The sequence below is a fragment of the Leifsonia sp. LS1 genome (assembly GCF_020521355.1).
Lineage (GTDB): Bacteria > Actinomycetota > Actinomycetes > Actinomycetales > Microbacteriaceae > Leifsonia.
Genome location: NZ_BPER01000016.1, coordinates 1 through 16,202, shown reverse-complemented (window position 1 = coordinate 16,202; position 16,202 = coordinate 1). Strand labels below are relative to the sequence as shown.

Sequence of the window (16,202 nt, the reverse complement as noted above, 5' to 3'; positions counted from 1 at the left end):
CCGGCCCCCGGAGTGCTACTTGATGATCGGGAGCAGGACGAGTGCGAGCCAGCCGGCGAGCAGACCGCCGATGACCGGCCCGACGACGGGGACCCACGAGTAGGACCAGTCGCTGCTGCCCTTGCCCTTGATCGGGAGGATGGCGTGGGCGATGCGCGGACCGAGGTCACGGGCAGGGTTGATGGCGTACCCGGTCGGACCACCGAGGCTCGCGCCGATGCCGATCACGAGGAGCGCGACGGGCAGAGCGCCGAGGGCGGCGAGGCCGACCGCCTGGCCGGGCTGGTGGCCGAACGCGATCACCACGAACACCAGCACGAACGTGCCGATGATCTCGGTGACGAGGTTCCAGCCGTAGCTGCGGATGGCCGGGCCGGTCGAGAACACGCCGAGCTTGTTCGCCGGGTCGGGCTCCTCGTCGAAGTGCTTCTTGTACGCGAGCCACGTGAACACCGCGCCGATGATCGCACCGATCAGCTGGGCGAGGATGAACAGCGCAACCGTCCCGAAGTTCACGTCCACGGTGGCGTTGCCTGCGCCGAACGTCTTCGCACCGTTGGCCACCAGACCGAGCGTCACAGCCGGGTTCAGATGGGCGCCGGAGTTGTAGGCGACGACGACGCCCGAGAACACCGCGATGCCCCAGCCGATGTTCACCATCAGGAACCCGCCGTTGAAGCCCTTGTTCTTGATGAGTGCGACGTTCGCCACGACACCGGTACCGAGGAGGACAAGCATTGCCGTGCCCACCAACTCAGACAGGAAATCTACACCGATATTGTCCACGTTGACCTTCCAGTTGTTCGGTTGACCCGCACCCTGTTGTGCGATGAGGTGTGATCCAAGTCAGGGTGGGCACTTGAACGCTATTGGCCGTACCCACCCGTAACAAGGACCGTGCTATGCACGTTCGTGCATTATCGGAGCGCCGCGGCTTCGCTCCCGTCCCCGGATTCGAGGTGCACCCGGTGGGCGGCGGCCAGTTCCGCTATGAACGCATCTTCCTCCTCGGAGCGGCGGTTTGGCGACCATCCGAGCGCGTTTGCGGTGATTTCGCCGATCTCGCGGACCAGTGCGCCGCTGATGGAGCCGGTGAACGCGAGGCTGGTGCGGCGCAGGAAGACGTCGGACAGGTGCGCGACGTGCTCGGTGCGCACCAGGTATTCGACCTCCGCGCGCGAGTAGTCGGGGGCCGCGGCGAGCGCTGCGTCGTCACCGTCCGCGCCCGCGATCGCGTCGATCACGAAGGTCGCCTTGGTGCCGTAGCGGTGCAGCAGCTGGGCGGCGCGATCCGCGCCGACATCGGCCCCGTAGCGGGCGATCCAGTCGCGCTCGGCCTGCGGCGTCGACGGGAATCCGGCGCCGCCTCCGATCGGCAGGCCCAGCGTGGAGAACCGTCGGGTCGCGCCGAGTACCGTCAGGGTCTCGTTCGCGAGGTGCTCGGAGAGCGCGCGGAAGGTGGTCCACTTTCCGCCGACGAGGCTGAGCACGGTGGTGTCGCCGAGACCGGCCAGCGTGCCGGGAACGATGCGGTAGTCGCGCGAGACGAACCCCGGGGCGGTGTCGTCGTGGTGCGGGAGCGGACGGACGCCCGAGAAGCTGTAGACGATCTGGTCGCGGGTCACGGGGATCGCTGGGAAAACGTGCGAGACCAGCTCGATGAAGTAGTCGATCTCGTCCTCGGTGCAGACGGCCGGCACGTTCATGTCCGCGTCGATGTCCGTCGTGCCGACCATCACGCGGCCCTTGAGCGGGTAGATGAGCACGATGCGGCCGTCGTTGTTCTCGAAGAACATCTCACGGCCCTGGCAGGCCTCGAGCAGACGCGGGTTGTCCAGCACGATGTGCGACCCTTTGGTCCCGCCCATGTACGTCGTGCCCTGGCCGAGCGCCGCGTTGGTCAGGTCGGTCCACGGGCCGGAGGCGTTCACGACGACCTCTGCGGTGATGGCGAACTCCTCGCCGGACTCGCGGTCGCGGACGAGCACGCCGCCGTCCTTCGTGCCGATCGCTTCGACGTAGTTGACCGCGCGGGCGTGCGGCCCGGCGGCGAGGCCATCGGCGAGCACGTCGAGCGCCAGACGCTCGGGGTCGTGCACGGAGGCGTCGAAGTAGGTGGCGGTGTACTTGAGGCCCGGGTTGAGCTCCGGGAGGGTCTCGAGGGACTTCGTGCGACCGTGGAACTTGTGGCGCGGCACGCTGCCGCCGTCGCGCGAGAAGGCGTCGTAGATGGTCAGGCCGGTCTTGATGAGGAACGCGCCGCGCTCCTTCGGCTTGCCCTGCTTGTGGGTGAGGAATCGGAGCGGAGCGGCGAGGATGCCCGAGAACGTCGAGTAGATCGGGATGGTCGTCTGCAGCGGCTTGACGTAGTGCGGCGCGATCTTGAGCAGGCCGTTGCGCTCGGTGACCGACTCCTTGACGAGCCGGAACTCGCCGTTCTCCAGGTACCGGATCCCGCCGTGGATCATGTGGCTGGAGGCGGCCGACGCTCCCGAGACGAAGTCGTTGCGCTCGACGAGGACGACGTCGATGCCCTGGAGGGCGAGGTCGCGGAAAGTGCCGAGACCGTTGATGCCGCCGCCGATGATGACGACCTGGGCGGTGGGACGGTCCTGGAGGCGCTTGACCTCGCTGCGGACGCTCGACGTCGCTGTCACGGGAACTCCTGTACTTCTGTCGATCGGTGAAGGGGGCAGCTATAGTCTTGGGTGCCCCGACAACTTCGATCAAGCCGGTTGCACATACGTGCAGACCCCTCCCGAGCCGAGAAGACGACCCCGATGACCTCTCCCGAGACCGAGACCCTCCCCGACAAGGTGCGCGACGCCCTCAAGGCCGGGCACCTCTACTACATGCAGGACCTCACGATGGAGGCCATCGCGCACGAGATGCACACGTCGCGCTCCAGCGTCTCCCGGCTTCTCAGCTACGCGCGCACGTCCGGTCTGGTCACCATCCAGATCGCGCAGCCGCACGAGCGCGCCACGCGCATCCAGCAGGAGATCCACGACCGGTACGGCATCGCCGCGCACATCGTCCCGATGCCGAGCGCCATCAGTGACGTCGACCGCCTCGAGCGCGTCGCCATCTCCGCTGCACGGATTCTCGACCGCTTCATCGATTCGAATCAGACGGTCGGCGTCGCGTGGGGGTCCACCATGAGCGCGCTCAGCCGCCACCTCATCCCCAAGGAGCTGCACAACGTGGAGTTCGTGCAGCTCAACGGGGCCGGCAACACCTACACGACCGGTGTGCTGTACGCGTCCGAGATCCTGCGCCGCTTCGGCGACACCTACTCCGGCACGATCCAGGAGTTCCCGGTGCCGGCTCTCTTCGACGACCCGCAGACCAAGGTCGCGATGTGGCGCGAGCGCAGCACGCGCCGCATCCTGGACATCCAGGAGCGGATGGACGTCGCCCTCTTCGGACTCGGCTCCCCGTTCTCGGAGGTGCGCTCGCACGTCTACGCCGGCGGCTACCTCGACCAGGCCGACTACGCGTCGCTCGACGAGTCCGGGGTGGTCGGCGACGTGGCCACCGTGTTCTTCCGCGAAGACGGCAGCCACCACGACATCCCCCTGAACCAGCGGGCCAGCGGTCCGGACATCGACCTGATCAAGCGCGTGCCGCGTCGCGTCTGCATCGTGTCGGGGCCGTCGAAGGTGCACAGCCTGCGGGGTGCTCTCGCGGCCGGGCTGATCACCGACCTCGTCGTCGACGAGGGCACCGCGCGGGCGCTCGTGGCCCGCGACGATGACACCACGTCGCGCGGGGAATAGTCCGGCCCAGGGGACGTTGACTACACTCGACAACAGAACAACGTGCTCCGGGGTCGGTGAGAGTCCGAACCGGCGGTCAGAGTCCGCGAGCGGGCGGCGTGCGAACGCCTCCTGCTGAACCGGTGGAATTCCGGTACCGACGGTAATGCGTGCAGGCGTGAGCCCGCTCGCTCAGTCCGGATGGGAGGCAGCACGAAGCGGTGGTCGGCGACGACCGCCGCCCGCGCGACCCCGGGATACGTCCGCCTTCGAAAGACAGGACACCCATCCCATGACCCGGGAAGCAGCGATGCGCACCGCGCTCGAGCTGGCGGCCAACGGCCCGGCGACCGGCGTCAACCCGCGCGTCGGCTGCGTCATCCTCGGCCCCGACGGTGACGTGATCGCCCAGGGCTGGCACCGCGGCGCCGGCACGGCGCACGCGGAGGTGGACGCCCTCTCCCAGCTGCCCGAGGGCGGCGCCCGTGGAGCCACGGCCGTCGTCACGCTCGAGCCGTGCAACCACTGGGGCCTCACGGGGCCCTGCTCCGAGGCCCTCATCGCCGCCGGCGTCGCCGAGGTGATCTACGGCGTCGACGACCCGGGCCGCCGCTCCGGCGGCGGAGCCGAGCGCCTGCGCGAGGCCGGCGTCGTGGTAACCGGAGGTGTGCTCGCGGACGAGATCGAGGCGTTCCTCGGCGACTGGCTGACAGCCGCACGTCTCGGGCGCCCGCACATCACGGTCAAGTGGGCCAGCAGTCTCGACGGCCGCGCCGCCGCAGTGGACGGCACCAGCAAGTGGATCACCGGCACGGCCGCGCGCCAGCGTGTCCACGAGCAGCGGGAGGCGTCGGACGCGATCGTCGTCGGCACCGGCACCGTGCTCGCCGACGACCCGAGCCTGACCGCGCGCGGCGATGCGGGCGAGCTTCTCCCGCAGCAGCCGACGCCGGTCGTGGTCGGCACGCGCGCCGTCCCGAACGACGCCGCCGTCTTCCGCCACCCGCGACCGGTGATCTTCGAGGGCACCCACGACCTCCGCGCCGTCATCGCCGACCTGCACCAGCGCGGCTTCCGCCGGGTATACGTCGAAGGCGGCCCCACGCTCGCGAGCGCCTTCGTCGCCGCAGGCCTGGTCGACGAGTACGCGATCTACCTCGCTCCGACCCTCCTCGGCGGTCCGCGCCTCGCGCTCGGCGAGATCGGCGTCGACACCATCGGCGAGCAGCGCCGCCTGCGCATCCTCGGCGTCGAAGAGCTCGGCGGCGACCTCTACGTGCGGGCGGAGCCCATCCCGTCCTCCGCCCGCTCCATCGACCCCGCCCAGGAAGGCTGACATGTTCACCGGAATCATCGAAGAGCTCGGCGAGATCACCGCCGTCGACCGCGTCGCCGACGCGGCGCGGATCACGGTGCGCGGGCCGCTCGCCGTGAGCGACGCGGCGCACGGAGACTCCATCTCGGTCAGCGGGGTGTGCCTCACCGTGATCGGTCAGGACGCGCAGACGTTCACCGCCGACGTCATGGCCGAGACACTCGCGATGAGCACTCTCGACGACGTCGCGCCCGGCCGCCGGGTCAACCTCGAGCGCGCGGCGCAGGTCGGCGATCGCCTCGGCGGACACATCGTGCAGGGCCACATCGACGGCACCGCGACCGTGCTCTCCGTCACCGACGGGAGCGCCTGGCGCGTCGTGCGCCTCAGCCTCGACCCGGAGCACGCGCCCCTGGTGGTGCGCAAGGGCTCCATCGCCGTTGACGGCGTCTCACTGACCGTGAGCGCCGTCGGCGGCGGACGCGAGGACGGCTGGTTCGAGGTTTCCCTGATCCCGGAGACGCTGTCGGCGACCACGCTCGGCGACCGCGTGCCGGGCGATCGCGTCAACATCGAGACGGACATCCTCGCCCGTCACGTGGAACGCATGCTCGCCCTGAGCGAGCGCGACGAACGGAGTGCGTCATGAGTCTGGCATCGATCCCGGAGGCCCTCGCCGAGCTGCGCGCCGGCCGGCCGGTCATCGTCGTGGACAACGAGAGCCGCGAGAACGAGGGCGACGTCGTCCTCGCCGCGGAGCTCGCGAGCCAGGAGTGGATCGCGTGGACGGTGAAGAACTCGTCCGGTTTCATCTGCGCCCCGATGACGAACGAGATCGCCGACCGCCTGGAACTGCCGGTGATGGTCGCCACGAACGAGGACGCCCGCGGGACGAACTACACGGTGAGCGTCGACGCCGCGGACCGCCTCTCCACCGGCATCAGCGCCGCCGACCGCGCGCACACCCTGCGCGTGCTCGCCGATCGGGACTCGCAGCCCACCAGCCTGCACCGGCCCGGCCACATCCTCCCCCTCCGTGCGGTGGAGGGCGGCGTACGCGAGCGCGACGGCCACACCGAGGCGGCGGTCGACCTGCTGAAGCTCGCGGGGATGACGCCGGTCGGCGCGATCGCCGAGATCGTGGCGGACGACGGCGAGATGATGCGCCTGCCCGGCCTCATCGAGCTCGGCGAGCGCGAGGGTGTGCTCGTCATCACGATCGAGGCGCTGATCGCGTACCTGCAGGAGTTCCACTGCGACCAGCAGCTGGAATCGGTCACCCCCGTGCCCGAGACCTCCCGCGTCATCTTCGAGGTCGAGACCACCGTGCCGACGACCCACGGCCCGTTCACGATGCGCGCGTACCGCGACCGGATGACCGGCGCCGACCATGTCGCCATCGTCGCCGGCGACCCCGCCGCCACGGGCACCCTGGTGCGCGTGCACTCGGAGTGCCTGACCGGCGAGGCCTTCGGCTCACTGAAATGCGAGTGCGGGCCGCAGCTCGACGCCGCGCTCGACACCATCCAGCGCGACGGCGGGGTCGTCGTCTACCTGCGCGGCCACGAGGGACGCGGCATCGGCCTGATCAACAAGCTGCGTGCCTACAAGCTGCAGGAGGAGGGCCTCGACACCCTCGACGCCAACCTCGCCCTCGGCCTGCCCATCGACGCCCGCGACTACGGCGCGGCCACGGCCATCCTGCAGGACCTCGGCATCGAGTCCGTGCGCCTGCTGACCAACAACCCGGAGAAGGTGCGCCAGCTCGAGGAGCACGGCATCGACGTCGCCGAGCGTGTGCCGCTCGTCGTCGGCGTCGGCGCCTTCAACGAGGGCTATCTGGAGACCAAGCGGGACCGCATGGGTCACGCGATCGGGAGCATCGACCGGACCCCGATGGACGACACGGCTGCGATCGCAGCGGAGAGGACCACACGATGAGCGGAGCGGGAGCCCCGGAGACCACTGGACGGATCGACGGAAGCGGCCTGAACGTCGTGATCGTCGCCGGCACCTGGCACGAGCAGATCACGGACGGCCTGATCGCGGGCGCCCAGCGCACCCTCGACGCCGCGGGGGCGACCTGGTCGCTCGTCCGTGTGCCGGGAAGCTTCGAGCTCCCCGTCGTCAGCAAGGCGGCGCTCGAGTCCGGCGCCGACGCGGTCGTGGCGCTCGGCGTCATCATCCGCGGCGGCACCCCGCACTTCGAGTACGTCTCGGCGGCAGCGACGGACGGCCTCACCCGCGTCGCGCTCGACACCGGGAAGCCGGTCGGGTTCGGCGTGCTGACGCTCGACGACGAAGCCCAGGGCATCGACCGCGCCGGCCTCCCCGGCTCCAAGGAGGACAAGGGCGAGGAGGCGGCGCACGCGGCACTCGCCACCGCGCTCGTCCTTCGGGGATTGCGGGGCTGAGCTCCGCGCTGATGGTCTGGCTGCTACGGCTTCCAGACCATCAGCACCACGACCGCCACCAGGAACAGCGTCGCCACGCCGGAGCCGGCCGCGATGGCCGGGTACTTCGAGACGGTTCCGCCCTCGATGGCTTCGGCGGCGCGCCGCATCGTCGGGACGACCAGGAACAACGTGAGGCCGAGAGCCACCACATAGAGGATGATCGACCACAGGATCCACGGGGTGACGATGCTGAGATCGTACTTCTTGTCGGCCAGACTCATCGCTCCGAAGCCGAACACGATCACGAGCAGCGACAGCAGCGCGGTGAGGTTGGTCGACTTGGCGAGTACCTGGACCTGCCCGGCGTTCCCCGCACGCACCGCGCGCATCGCCGTCATCGGGAGGATGGCCATCGGTCCGACGATGAAGACGGCCGAGACCACGTGCAGGACGTTGAACAGAGTATCCATGCGCCCAGCCTAGCGATGCGCCGGATTCGTGCGTCCCGCGGGGCGCGCATAAGCTGGAGGATGCGCCACAAGCGCTTCCCTGTCCCCTCTCCCGCCTCACCAGCTCCCGACGCCCGATCGACGCCGGCACGCCTTGCGGTCTCGCCTCCCGTCTCGGAAGTACTCCACGCATGTCTACGACGGCCTCCGTCAACTCCCCCTCCCCCGCACCCGCGAACACGCGCGGCCGCGTCATCCTCGCCAGCCTCATCGGCACCTCGATCGAGTTCTACGACTTCTACGTCTACGCGACCGCGGCCGTACTGGTCTTCCCGTCGCTGTTCTTCACCAGTGAGGACCCGACCGCCGCGCTGCTGTCGTCGTTCGCCGTCTTCGGCGTCGCCTTCATCGCGCGCCCCGTCGGGTCCATCCTGTTCGGCCATTTCGGCGACCGGATCGGCCGCAAGGGCACCCTGGTCGGCTCGCTCCTCACCATGGGAATCGCGACCGTGCTCATCGGCTGCCTCCCCACCGCGCAGACGCCGGGCTGGGAGTTCTGGGCGCCGTTCCTGCTGGTCGTGATGCGGTTCTGCCAGGGCCTCGGCCTCGGCGGCGAATGGAGCGGCGCCGCCCTCCTGGCGACCGAGAACGCGCCGGCCGGCAAGCGTGCGATCTATGGGACCTTCCCGCAGCTGGGCGCACCGATCGGCTTCATCGTCGCCAACGTGCTCTTCCTCATCCTGAACCTGTCGATGAGCGCGGACGCCTTCGCCGCCTGGGGCTGGCGTGTCCCGTTCCTGCTCAGCGCCGTGCTCGTCATCGTCGGCCTGTACGTGCGCCTCAAGCTGGTGGAGACGCCGGCCTTCCAGAAGGTCGTCGACGAGGGTGAGGTGGCGAAGCTCCCGCTCGCCCGCGTCTTCAGGACCAGCTGGTGGCAGATCGTCCTCGGCACCTTCATCATGCTGGCGACCTACGTGCTGTTCTACCTGATGACCGCGTTCACGCTCACGTACGGAACCACCGCCGGCTCCGCCGATGCCGCTCGTGCCGCGGCCGAGAAGGCCGGCAAGACGTTCGACCCGGCGACGTTCGTCCCCGGCCTGGGATACACGCGCAACGACTTCCTCGTCATGCTCATCATCGGGGTCGTGTTCTTCGGCGTGTTCACGCTCGTCGCCGGACCGTTGGCCGAGCGGTTCGGACGTCGCAGGACGCTGATCTGGGTGACGATCGGGATCATCGTGTTCGGGCTGCTGTTCGTGCCCCTCTTCGCGGGCGGCACGATCGGCACGATGGCCCTCCTGATCGTCGGCTTCACCCTGATGGGGCTCACGTTCGGCCCGATGGGCGCCGAACTGCCCGAGCTGTTCCCGACCAACGTGCGCTACACCGGCTCCGCGATCGCCTACAACCTGTCGAGCGTGCTCGGTGCGGCCGTCGCGCCCACGATCGCCGTGTGGCTGTGGACCGTCGGAGGCGGCTCCACCGTGTGGGTCGGCGTCTACCTGTCGCTCGCCGGTCTGCTCACGCTCGGCGCCCTCCTGCTCTCCAAAGAGACGAAGGACATCGACTTCACCGAGAACGTGAGCTGATCTCCTGTCACAGGCGGAAGGCCCCGCGGATCCATGATCCGCGGGGCCTCCCGCCTGTCTGCGACGAGTGGCGCGACCTCAGTGCCGGTCGCTACCCGCCGACTTCTGGAACACGTCGCCGGGCGACGATGTGCCCGAGCCCGTCGGCGCGACCGGGCCGGCAGGAGCCGCGGGAGCCGGCGCGGGCGGCACCTTGCCCTTCGGCTGGGGCTGGTCGTCGATCAGCGCCTGCAACGTCTGCGCGTCGGACTTGGCCTGGTCGTCCGCCTCGTTCAGCGTCTTGACCGCGTCGCGCAGCGCGTCCGTGTTCGAGGCGACGGTCTTGTTGAGCTTCGTGGCGTTCGCCGCGATGGTGTCGAGCGTGTCGCCGAGCTGGGCGATGAAGCCCGACAGGGCGGGCTCGGCGGTACCACCACTCGATCCGCCGACCTGGTACTCCTGGACCAGTTTCGCGGCGTCCGCCACCGTCGCCGCGTCGATCCGCTTGGCGTGGTCGAGGACGGTCTCGCCGTCGACTCCGACCTTCTTGCCGGATGCTGCCATGGGTTCTCCCTTCTACGGCACCGGGTGCGCATGCGCTCGCGGACCGGCCCCGGACACGGCCGGGGACGATCCGCGAGCGGCGTCGTTCAGAGCGAGAAGCGCCCGGCGGACGACTTGTCCGACGACACGTAGTGCTGCGAGATCTCGTCCGTCTTGTTCGAGATCTGCTCGAGCAGCGTGTTCAGCGCGGTGAGGGACTGCGTCCACTTGCGCTGGGCGTCGTCGTACGCCGTCTGCGCCTGACCATCCCAGGAGGCGCGGAGCTTCCCGACCTCGGACTCGAGCTGCTCGAGCTGGGACTTGATGCCATTGGCACCGGTACGGATCTGGCCGGAGAGAGCGGTGAGCTGTCCGGGGTCGACCGACATCGACTGCATGTTGAAAACCTTTCCTGCTGCCTGGGCCTCTCGGCTCAGGAGCCCATCATCGACGAGAGACCGGAGATCGTCTGCTGGTGCGACTCCTCCGTGCGGACCTGGTCCTTCTCGGTGCCGCTCAGGGCGTCCTCGAGAGTGATGAGCACGTCGTTCAGCTTGCGCGTCTCCTCGTCCCACCGGGACATGAGCTGGGTGAACGCACCCGCCGCCTCGCCGGTCCAGAATCCGCGGAGCTGCTCGATCTCACCGCGGACGAACTTGACCTGCTGGTCGATGCCCGACTTCGCGGTACCGACGGCCTGGGCTCCGCGCTTGAGCGCGCCCTCTTCTGCTGAGATCACATCAGCCATGACACTCCATTCCTGATTCCATCGCTTGTTCGCACGGCAAGACCCCCCAACTCACCGACATGCAGAGCGCAATTGAGGTCATGTCGACTCCCGCCACGGTATTGGCGTTCGGGGGTGGACGCAACCTCTCCGTGCGGATATCAGTGGTAGCACCCATGCGCGGGCCACTGCGTGTCGGCTTGGGTAAGATGGGTGGGCGTGGAACGACGCGCCGCCCGAGCACGCAGCGGCGTCCACGAGCACAGCAGCGGCGTCCACGAGCACAAGGGTCGTCCAGTCGCACAGGGGGAGGCACGGACCGGGTGAGTCAATCCGTCAGCACAGTACGGGCGCTCCTGCGCATCTCGGTCCAGAGCGAAGGACGCCGCCTCGACGTCGGCGTGCCGGCGCACCTCCCGCTCATCGAGCTCATGCCGGGCTTCGCCCGCAGCCTGGGCGTGCTCGACCCGACCATGACCCATGTCGGCTACACGCTGCAGCGCGCCGACGGCAGCACCGTCGACCCGAGTCGCGGCGCCCTCGACCAGGGCCTCCAGGAGGGCGAGCTGCTGACGCTCGCCCGGGGTGCGCTGCTCGCCGAGCCGCTCGTGTACGACGACATCGTCGAGGCCGTGCTCGACGCGACGACAGAGCAGCACCGTCCCTGGACTCCTGCCGACAACACCCGCACCGCCCTCGCCGTGAGCTTGACGATGCTCGGCGTGTGCGCGGTGCTGCTCGTCGCCGCCGGGCACGCGCTCGCGATCGGCCTCATCGTCGCGATCTGCGGAGCGGTCCTCCTGGTCACCACCTCGGCCGTGCTCTCGCGTGTCGGCCAGCCGGAGGCGGGATGCGGCCTGGGCCTCGCGTCCGCGGTCTTCGGCGCCGTCGCCGGCTACCTGGCCGTCCCCGGCGCGTGGGACCTCTGGGGGTGGCCGCTCGCGGCCGCGGGCCTCGGCGCGGTCGTGGTCGGCGGGGCGGCCCTGGCTCTGACCCCCTACCGGCCGGAGCTGCAGCTCATCCCCGTCGCCGCCGGGGCCGCGATCGGTATCCCGGCCGTCATCACGGGTCTGCTCCCCGGCGCGCAGACGGCCGCCTACTCGCTCACGGTCGCGATCGTCGCGACGCTCGCGAACGCCCTCCCGTGGCTCGCCCTCAGCTCGACCCGCCTGCGGGTCATCAGCCCGCAGAGCGACAGCGAGGTGTTCGCCGCGCCCGCGCCGATCGACGCGGAGGATGTGCGCCGCCGGGCGGCCGCCGGACAGCGCGCCCTCGTCGCCCTGCGCCTCGCGCTCGGCCTCGCCGTACTCGCGGCGACGCCGGTCGTCGCCGGATCCACCCCGATCGGAGCCGTGCTGTGCGCGCTCGCCTTCCTCGGACTCATGTTCCCGGCGCGCCAGAGCTATTCGCGCAGCAACGTGCTCACTCTGATGGCCCTCGGCACCGCCGGTGTCGCCGCGACCGGGCTGACCGTCGCTGTCGCCCAACCGGGACTGATCCCCACGCTTCTCGTCGTGCTCGGCGCCGTGACGGTGATCACGATCGTCGTCACGCTCCTCGACCCCCGCGTGCGCGTCCGTCTCGGCCGCCTCGCCGACACCGCGGAGGTCGTGGTGCTGGCCCTGCTCCTGCCGATCGGCGTGATCGCCGCCGGGCTGGCCTGACACGTGGCGAGCAAGACCGACCTCATCGAGGCCCAGAACTTCTCGCGCCGACGGCTCCTCACCGCGTTCGTCAGCGGCGCGCCGGGCGGCAAGGAGCTCGAGCCCGCGAAGCCCCTGCGAGCCGTCGTGATCGCGATCGTGCTCACCGCCGCCGTGCTGCTCGCCGGGGCGTTCTACGGGCTCATCCAGCCCGGGCTGCCCCAGGGTTGGCAGAACGGCCGCATGCTCATCGCGAAGGACACCGGCGCCCGGTACGTCTCGGTGAAAGGCGTCCTCCACCCGGTGATCAACACCGCGAGCGCGCGTCTCCTCATTCCGTCCTCCAGCTTCGCCGTCATCACCACCGACTCGCACGCGCTCTCGGGCATCGCGGTCGGCTCCCCGGTCGGGATCGTCGGCGCACCCGACGCTCTCCCGAGCGCCGACGCACTCGTGAACACCGGCTGGACCGCCTGTGTGACCGACGACGGCGGTGTCGCGACATCGATCCGAACCCGCCCCTCCGCGACGGCGACCGACCGTGCCGTGGTCGTCGAGAACGGCGGCGAGCGCTGGGTCGTCGCGGGCGGCCTGCGCTACGGGGTGGATGGGCAGAACGCCGATGCCGTGCTCCGCGCCGCCGGGATCGACGCCTTGGCTCCTGTGCGGGTGTCCTCCGACTGGCTCAACCTCTTCTCGCCCGGCGCCGCTCTGGAGCCGCTCGTCATCACCGACGCCGGCTCGCCCGTCCCGGGCGGGGCGCTGAGCGACGGCCCCCTGCTGGTGGGCGAGGTCATCCACACCTCCGGCAGTGCCGCCGAGCAGCGTTTCGTCGTCCAGGGCGACGGGTCTCTCGCGACCCTCAGCCCCCTGGCCTGGCAGCTCTACCAGCTCGGCTCCGGGCGCACGATGTCGACCGTGCGTGAGGTGTCGGCGGCCTCCGTCGCCGGTCTCCGCACGGCGAAGGCACCGGCGGGCGGGGCGGACTGGCCGGCGGAGGGCTTCACCTCCCTCACCGCGAGCGATCGCGCCTGCGCCCTGCTCAGCGCGAGCGGCACCACCGTGCTCGCGACGGCGCCGGCCTCGGCGAAGGCGACGTCGGGCGTCACCGTGCAGGCCGGGCACGGCGCCCTGATCGACGCCGCGGGTCGTGGAGCCGGCAGTGCCGGGATGCTGACCCTCGTCGATGCCACGGGAACCGCGTTCGCGCTCCCCGGCGCCGACGACGAGACGGTGAAGCGCCTGGGCTACACGCCGGACGAGGTGGGCACCGTCGAACAGACCTGGATCGCACTCCTGCACAGCGGACCGGAGCTCAGCACGTCCGCGGCGGGCGCGACGTCGAGCGCATCCGTCGGATGAACGGCCGGTCCGCCGCCCGGGTGCTGCTCGCCGGCGCCGCCGTCGTCGCCGCGCTCGGACTGGTCGCGACGCCGGCATCGGCCACGACGACCGGCGCGTCCGGACCGCCTCGCGCCGTCGCGTCGACGGCACGGCTCGCCGAGGCCACCACTGGCTGCACCGGCGCGGGCACGCTCATCCCGCAGCGTCCGCCCGCGCTCGCGCAGTTGCAGGCCTCCACGGCCTGGGAGCAGTCCCGCGGCGCGGGAATCGTGGTCGCCGTCGTCGACTCGGGGGTCGACGCAGCCAACCCGCACCTCGCCTCCGTGTTGGCCGGCGGGACCGATCTGGTCGGCGACGGAGCCGGTGCGGCCGGGTACGCAGACGGCTACGGCCACGGGACGGCGATCGCCGGGGAGATCGCCGCGCAGACCGTCGACGGCTCCGGAGTCGAGGGGCTCGCCCCGGACGCTCGGATCCTCTCGGTGCGGGTCTTCGCGGGGACCGACGATCAGGCCGTCGCTGCGGGCAGCGGCCCCAGCATCGCCCGGCTCGCCGCGGGCATCCGCTACGCCGCCGACGCCCATGCCCAGGTCATCAACGTCTCGCTCTCGACCGCCGTCGACGACCCTGCGCTACGGGAGGCGGTCGCCTACGCGACCGCCCACGGCAGCCTCATCGTCGCCTCCTCCGGCAACCGCGACTCCTCGCTCGCCGTGGAGAAGGACCAGCAGGACGGCGTGCGGTACCCCGCCGGCTACCCCGGCGTCCTCGGCGTCGCCGCGATCGGAACGGGTGGGGCGGTGACGGACGACAGCATCCACGGCGCACACGTGGCGCTCAGCGCCCCGGGCCAGGACGTGCTCACCGCCGCGAGCACCGGCGGCGACTGCGTCTATGCATCCGATGCCCCCGCGACCAGTTTCGCGACGGCCTACGTCTCCGCCGCCGCCGCCCTCGTCGCCTCCGCCCATCCCGACGAGACCCCCGCCGAGTGGGCCTACCGGCTGATGGCCAGTGCCATCCGCGCGCATCCCGGCTCGCGTGACGACGACGCGGGCTGGGGTGTCGTGCAGCCCTACGAGGCGATCGTCCTCGTCCCCGGAGCGGAGACGGCCGGGCCGACGAACCCCTTCACCGCGTCGACCCACGCGCCCGCGGCCAGCGAATCGCCTGCGCTGACGGTCCAGCCGAACGACGACAGCCAGGCGAGGCAGAGCGCCGCCGCCGTGGTCGTGTCCGTGATCGGGCTCACCATTCTGGCGGCGATCGCTGCGGTCGGCATCCTCGCGGCGCGCCGCAGGCGGGCACGGAGGGAGGGGACGGCCTGAGTAACCGGGCCGGACGCGCGTACCGGCTTGCGCGGCGCGGGCGACTCCGACGGCTCAGCCGCCGACGACGGTCGTCACGATGACGATCAGCCCGACGATCGACACGACGCAGGCGCCCACGATGCTTCCGAGGGCGATCCAGCCCGCGGAACGGGTCGCGCGCCGCACCGACCGCATGGACGGTGTCGCGGCTCTGGTCGCCTCCGGGCCGCTGCCGAGGTCCGGCCCCGGTGCGGGCGGCTCCGGGATGGGCCGCGGCTCATAGCGCACCACGGCGTCCGCCCCGAGCGCTGCAGCAGCGCGCTCCGACGCGGCGGTGCCCGACGGCAGGACGATCGGCGTGCGCTTGGCGCGCAGGGAACGCCGGGTGGGCGCGAGCTGCGCCCGCGCGGTCGGGGACGCCACAGGGGCCGACGGTACCGGCGAGCCGGCGATATCCCCGGACACGGTCCCAACGGGGCGCCGAGCGATGATGGTGTCGTCGGACTCCTGCTCGTCTTCATCGTCGTCATCGTCGCGTCGCACCACGCGGGTGGCATCGAACGGATCATCGTGAGCCTCGTCGTCGCGTCGGACGACGCGGGTGGCGTCGAGCGGACCGTCGTGACGGTGGACGACGCGGGTGGCGTCGAGCGTGGCGCGGCCGACGGTGTCGTCATCGATGTCGGTATCGGCGCCCGGGATGGGGACGGTCTCAAGCTCCTGAGGTGCGGCCGCGCGAGGAGGAACGACCGTGTCGTCGAGGTCGATCTCGAGGGCGCCGCTGGAGGACTCGTCGCTCGAGGCGGGCTGCTCCGCGTCGGATACGGGCACCACCGGCTCACGCGGAGGCGCCGGATCCAAGGCGGGTTCCGCGGGCGCCGGGGGCGATCCCGCCGTGAGAGGGGACTCCACGAGCGAAGACGGCTCCACATCGGCGGGAGGCTCCACGGAAACTGTCGCGGCCACGGCGAGTCGAGGGGTCAGCGGCGGTTCGACCGCGTCCGATGGCAGGCGATCCACGACGATCGTCTCGTCGAGCGCGTCCGTGGCCGCCACGGGCTCCGCATCGGGGCGGCGGACGATCACCGTCTCATCCAGCTCCTCCGCAGCGACCTCCGGCTCCGCATCGGTACGACGGACGATCAC

At 70.7% G+C, this 16,202-nt stretch carries 15 protein-coding genes and 1 pseudogene; 9 read left to right on the top strand and 7 right to left on the bottom strand.

Annotated features, from left to right (window positions below):
• Window positions 1–15 precede the first annotated feature (15 nt).
• Window positions 16–738, bottom strand: coding sequence for an MIP/aquaporin family protein (locus LLS1_RS18990; RefSeq protein WP_374758291.1), 723 nt, complete (start codon window positions 736–738; stop codon window positions 16–18).
• A 179-nt stretch (window positions 739–917) separates the two neighbouring features.
• A complete protein-coding gene (locus tag LLS1_RS18985; protein ID WP_226658006.1) occupies window positions 918–2,657 on the bottom strand; it encodes a glycerol-3-phosphate dehydrogenase/oxidase in 1,740 nt (579 codons plus the stop codon).
• A gap of 123 nt (window positions 2,658–2,780) precedes the next feature.
• Between LLS1_RS18985 and LLS1_RS18980 the strand changes: the two genes are divergently transcribed.
• From LLS1_RS18980 to ribH, 5 genes are all read left to right on the top strand, one after another.
• Window positions 2,781–3,779 carry a sugar-binding transcriptional regulator gene (locus tag LLS1_RS18980; protein ID WP_223359970.1) on the top strand — a complete coding sequence of 333 codons (999 nt, stop codon included), beginning with the start codon at window positions 2,781–2,783 and terminating at the stop codon, window positions 3,777–3,779.
• A 271-nt stretch (window positions 3,780–4,050) separates the two neighbouring features.
• The gene (gene ribD / locus LLS1_RS18975) at window positions 4,051–5,094 is read left to right on the top strand and encodes a bifunctional diaminohydroxyphosphoribosylaminopyrimidine deaminase/5-amino-6-(5-phosphoribosylamino)uracil reductase RibD (RefSeq protein ID WP_226658004.1); all 1,044 of its coding nucleotides are present in this window, start codon (window positions 4,051–4,053) and stop codon (window positions 5,092–5,094) included.
• Between the two features lies 1 nt (window position 5,095).
• A complete protein-coding gene (locus LLS1_RS18970; RefSeq protein ID WP_226658003.1) occupies window positions 5,096–5,722 on the top strand; it encodes a riboflavin synthase in 627 nt (208 codons plus the stop codon).
• Window positions 5,719–7,014, top strand: a complete 1,296-nt coding sequence (gene ribA, locus LLS1_RS18965; protein ID WP_223359967.1) for a GTP cyclohydrolase II — start codon at window positions 5,719–5,721, stop codon at window positions 7,012–7,014. The genes LLS1_RS18970 and ribA overlap by 4 nt, the downstream gene beginning before the upstream one ends.
• Window positions 7,011–7,487 (top strand): 6,7-dimethyl-8-ribityllumazine synthase, encoded by a 477-nt coding sequence (gene ribH, locus LLS1_RS18960; RefSeq protein WP_223359966.1) that lies wholly within the window; start codon window positions 7,011–7,013, stop codon window positions 7,485–7,487. The genes ribA and ribH overlap by 4 nt, the downstream gene beginning before the upstream one ends.
• A 23-nt stretch (window positions 7,488–7,510) precedes the next feature.
• On the opposite strand, the gene LLS1_RS18955 is transcribed toward ribH, so the two are convergent.
• Entirely contained in the window at window positions 7,511–7,939 is a 429-nt protein-coding gene (locus LLS1_RS18955) for a DUF2269 family protein (protein WP_223359965.1), read from the bottom strand.
• 170 nt (window positions 7,940–8,109) lie between these two features.
• On the opposite strand from LLS1_RS18955, the gene LLS1_RS18950 reads away from it, so the two are divergent.
• Complete coding sequence (locus LLS1_RS18950; protein ID WP_226658001.1) at window positions 8,110–9,510, top strand: MFS transporter; 1,401 nt, start codon at window positions 8,110–8,112, stop codon at window positions 9,508–9,510.
• A 78-nt stretch (window positions 9,511–9,588) separates the two neighbouring features.
• Here LLS1_RS18950 and LLS1_RS18945 read toward each other — a convergent pair whose 3' ends face one another.
• From LLS1_RS18945 to LLS1_RS18935, 3 genes are all read right to left on the bottom strand, one after another.
• Window positions 9,589–10,053 carry a hypothetical protein gene (locus LLS1_RS18945; protein ID WP_226658000.1) on the bottom strand — a complete coding sequence of 155 codons (465 nt, stop codon included), beginning with the start codon at window positions 10,051–10,053 and terminating at the stop codon, window positions 9,589–9,591.
• Window positions 10,054–10,139: 86 nt separating this feature from the next.
• Window positions 10,140–10,430, bottom strand: coding sequence for a WXG100 family type VII secretion target (locus tag LLS1_RS18940; RefSeq protein WP_021765178.1), 291 nt, complete (start codon window positions 10,428–10,430; stop codon window positions 10,140–10,142).
• A gap of 35 nt (window positions 10,431–10,465) precedes the next feature.
• Window positions 10,466–10,780, bottom strand: a complete 315-nt coding sequence (locus LLS1_RS18935; protein ID WP_025159493.1) for a WXG100 family type VII secretion target — start codon at window positions 10,778–10,780, stop codon at window positions 10,466–10,468.
• A gap of 302 nt (window positions 10,781–11,082) precedes the next feature.
• Here LLS1_RS18935 and eccD point away from each other — a divergent pair, with 302 nt between their 5' ends.
• The 3 genes from eccD to LLS1_RS18920 are packed head-to-tail and all read left to right on the top strand — an operon-like array spanning window position 11,083 to window position 15,074.
• Window positions 11,083–12,423 carry a type VII secretion integral membrane protein EccD gene (gene eccD, locus LLS1_RS18930; protein ID WP_226657998.1) on the top strand — a complete coding sequence of 447 codons (1,341 nt, stop codon included), beginning with the start codon at window positions 11,083–11,085 and terminating at the stop codon, window positions 12,421–12,423.
• A 3-nt stretch (window positions 12,424–12,426) separates the two neighbouring features.
• Window positions 12,427–13,764 (top strand): type VII secretion protein EccB, encoded by a 1,338-nt coding sequence (eccB, locus tag LLS1_RS18925; protein ID WP_226657996.1) that lies wholly within the window; start codon window positions 12,427–12,429, stop codon window positions 13,762–13,764.
• Window positions 13,761–15,074, top strand: a complete 1,314-nt coding sequence (locus LLS1_RS18920; RefSeq protein ID WP_226657994.1) for a S8 family serine peptidase — start codon at window positions 13,761–13,763, stop codon at window positions 15,072–15,074. The genes eccB and LLS1_RS18920 overlap by 4 nt, the downstream gene beginning before the upstream one ends.
• Before the next feature lie 54 nt (window positions 15,075–15,128).
• On the opposite strand, the pseudogene LLS1_RS18915 reads toward LLS1_RS18920, so the two are convergent.
• Window positions 15,129–16,202, bottom strand: a pseudogene (locus tag LLS1_RS18915) (hypothetical protein); the annotation flags it as partial.

What these genes read in the sequence shown, in the direction of transcription:
- LLS1_RS18990 (WP_374758291.1), bottom strand. Translation starts at nt 738, where the DNA reads ATGCTTGTCCTCCTCGGTACCGGTGTCGTGGCGAACGTCGCACTCATC.
- LLS1_RS18980 (WP_223359970.1), top strand. Translation starts at nt 2,781, where the DNA reads ATGACCTCTCCCGAGACCGAGACCCTCCCCGACAAGGTGCGCGACGCC.
- ribD (WP_226658004.1), top strand. Translation starts at nt 4,051, where the DNA reads ATGACCCGGGAAGCAGCGATGCGCACCGCGCTCGAGCTGGCGGCCAAC.
- LLS1_RS18970 (WP_226658003.1), top strand. Translation starts at nt 5,096, where the DNA reads ATGTTCACCGGAATCATCGAAGAGCTCGGCGAGATCACCGCCGTCGAC.
- ribA (WP_223359967.1), top strand. Translation starts at nt 5,719, where the DNA reads ATGAGTCTGGCATCGATCCCGGAGGCCCTCGCCGAGCTGCGCGCCGGC.
- ribH (WP_223359966.1), top strand. Translation starts at nt 7,011, where the DNA reads ATGAGCGGAGCGGGAGCCCCGGAGACCACTGGACGGATCGACGGAAGC.
- LLS1_RS18955 (WP_223359965.1), bottom strand. Translation starts at nt 7,939, where the DNA reads ATGGATACTCTGTTCAACGTCCTGCACGTGGTCTCGGCCGTCTTCATC.
- LLS1_RS18950 (WP_226658001.1), top strand. Translation starts at nt 8,110, where the DNA reads ATGTCTACGACGGCCTCCGTCAACTCCCCCTCCCCCGCACCCGCGAAC.
- LLS1_RS18945 (WP_226658000.1), bottom strand. Translation starts at nt 10,053, where the DNA reads ATGGCAGCATCCGGCAAGAAGGTCGGAGTCGACGGCGAGACCGTCCTC.
- LLS1_RS18940 (WP_021765178.1), bottom strand. Translation starts at nt 10,430, where the DNA reads ATGCAGTCGATGTCGGTCGACCCCGGACAGCTCACCGCTCTCTCCGGC.
- LLS1_RS18935 (WP_025159493.1), bottom strand. Translation starts at nt 10,780, where the DNA reads ATGGCTGATGTGATCTCAGCAGAAGAGGGCGCGCTCAAGCGCGGAGCC.
- LLS1_RS18920 (WP_226657994.1), top strand. Translation starts at nt 13,761, where the DNA reads ATGAACGGCCGGTCCGCCGCCCGGGTGCTGCTCGCCGGCGCCGCCGTC.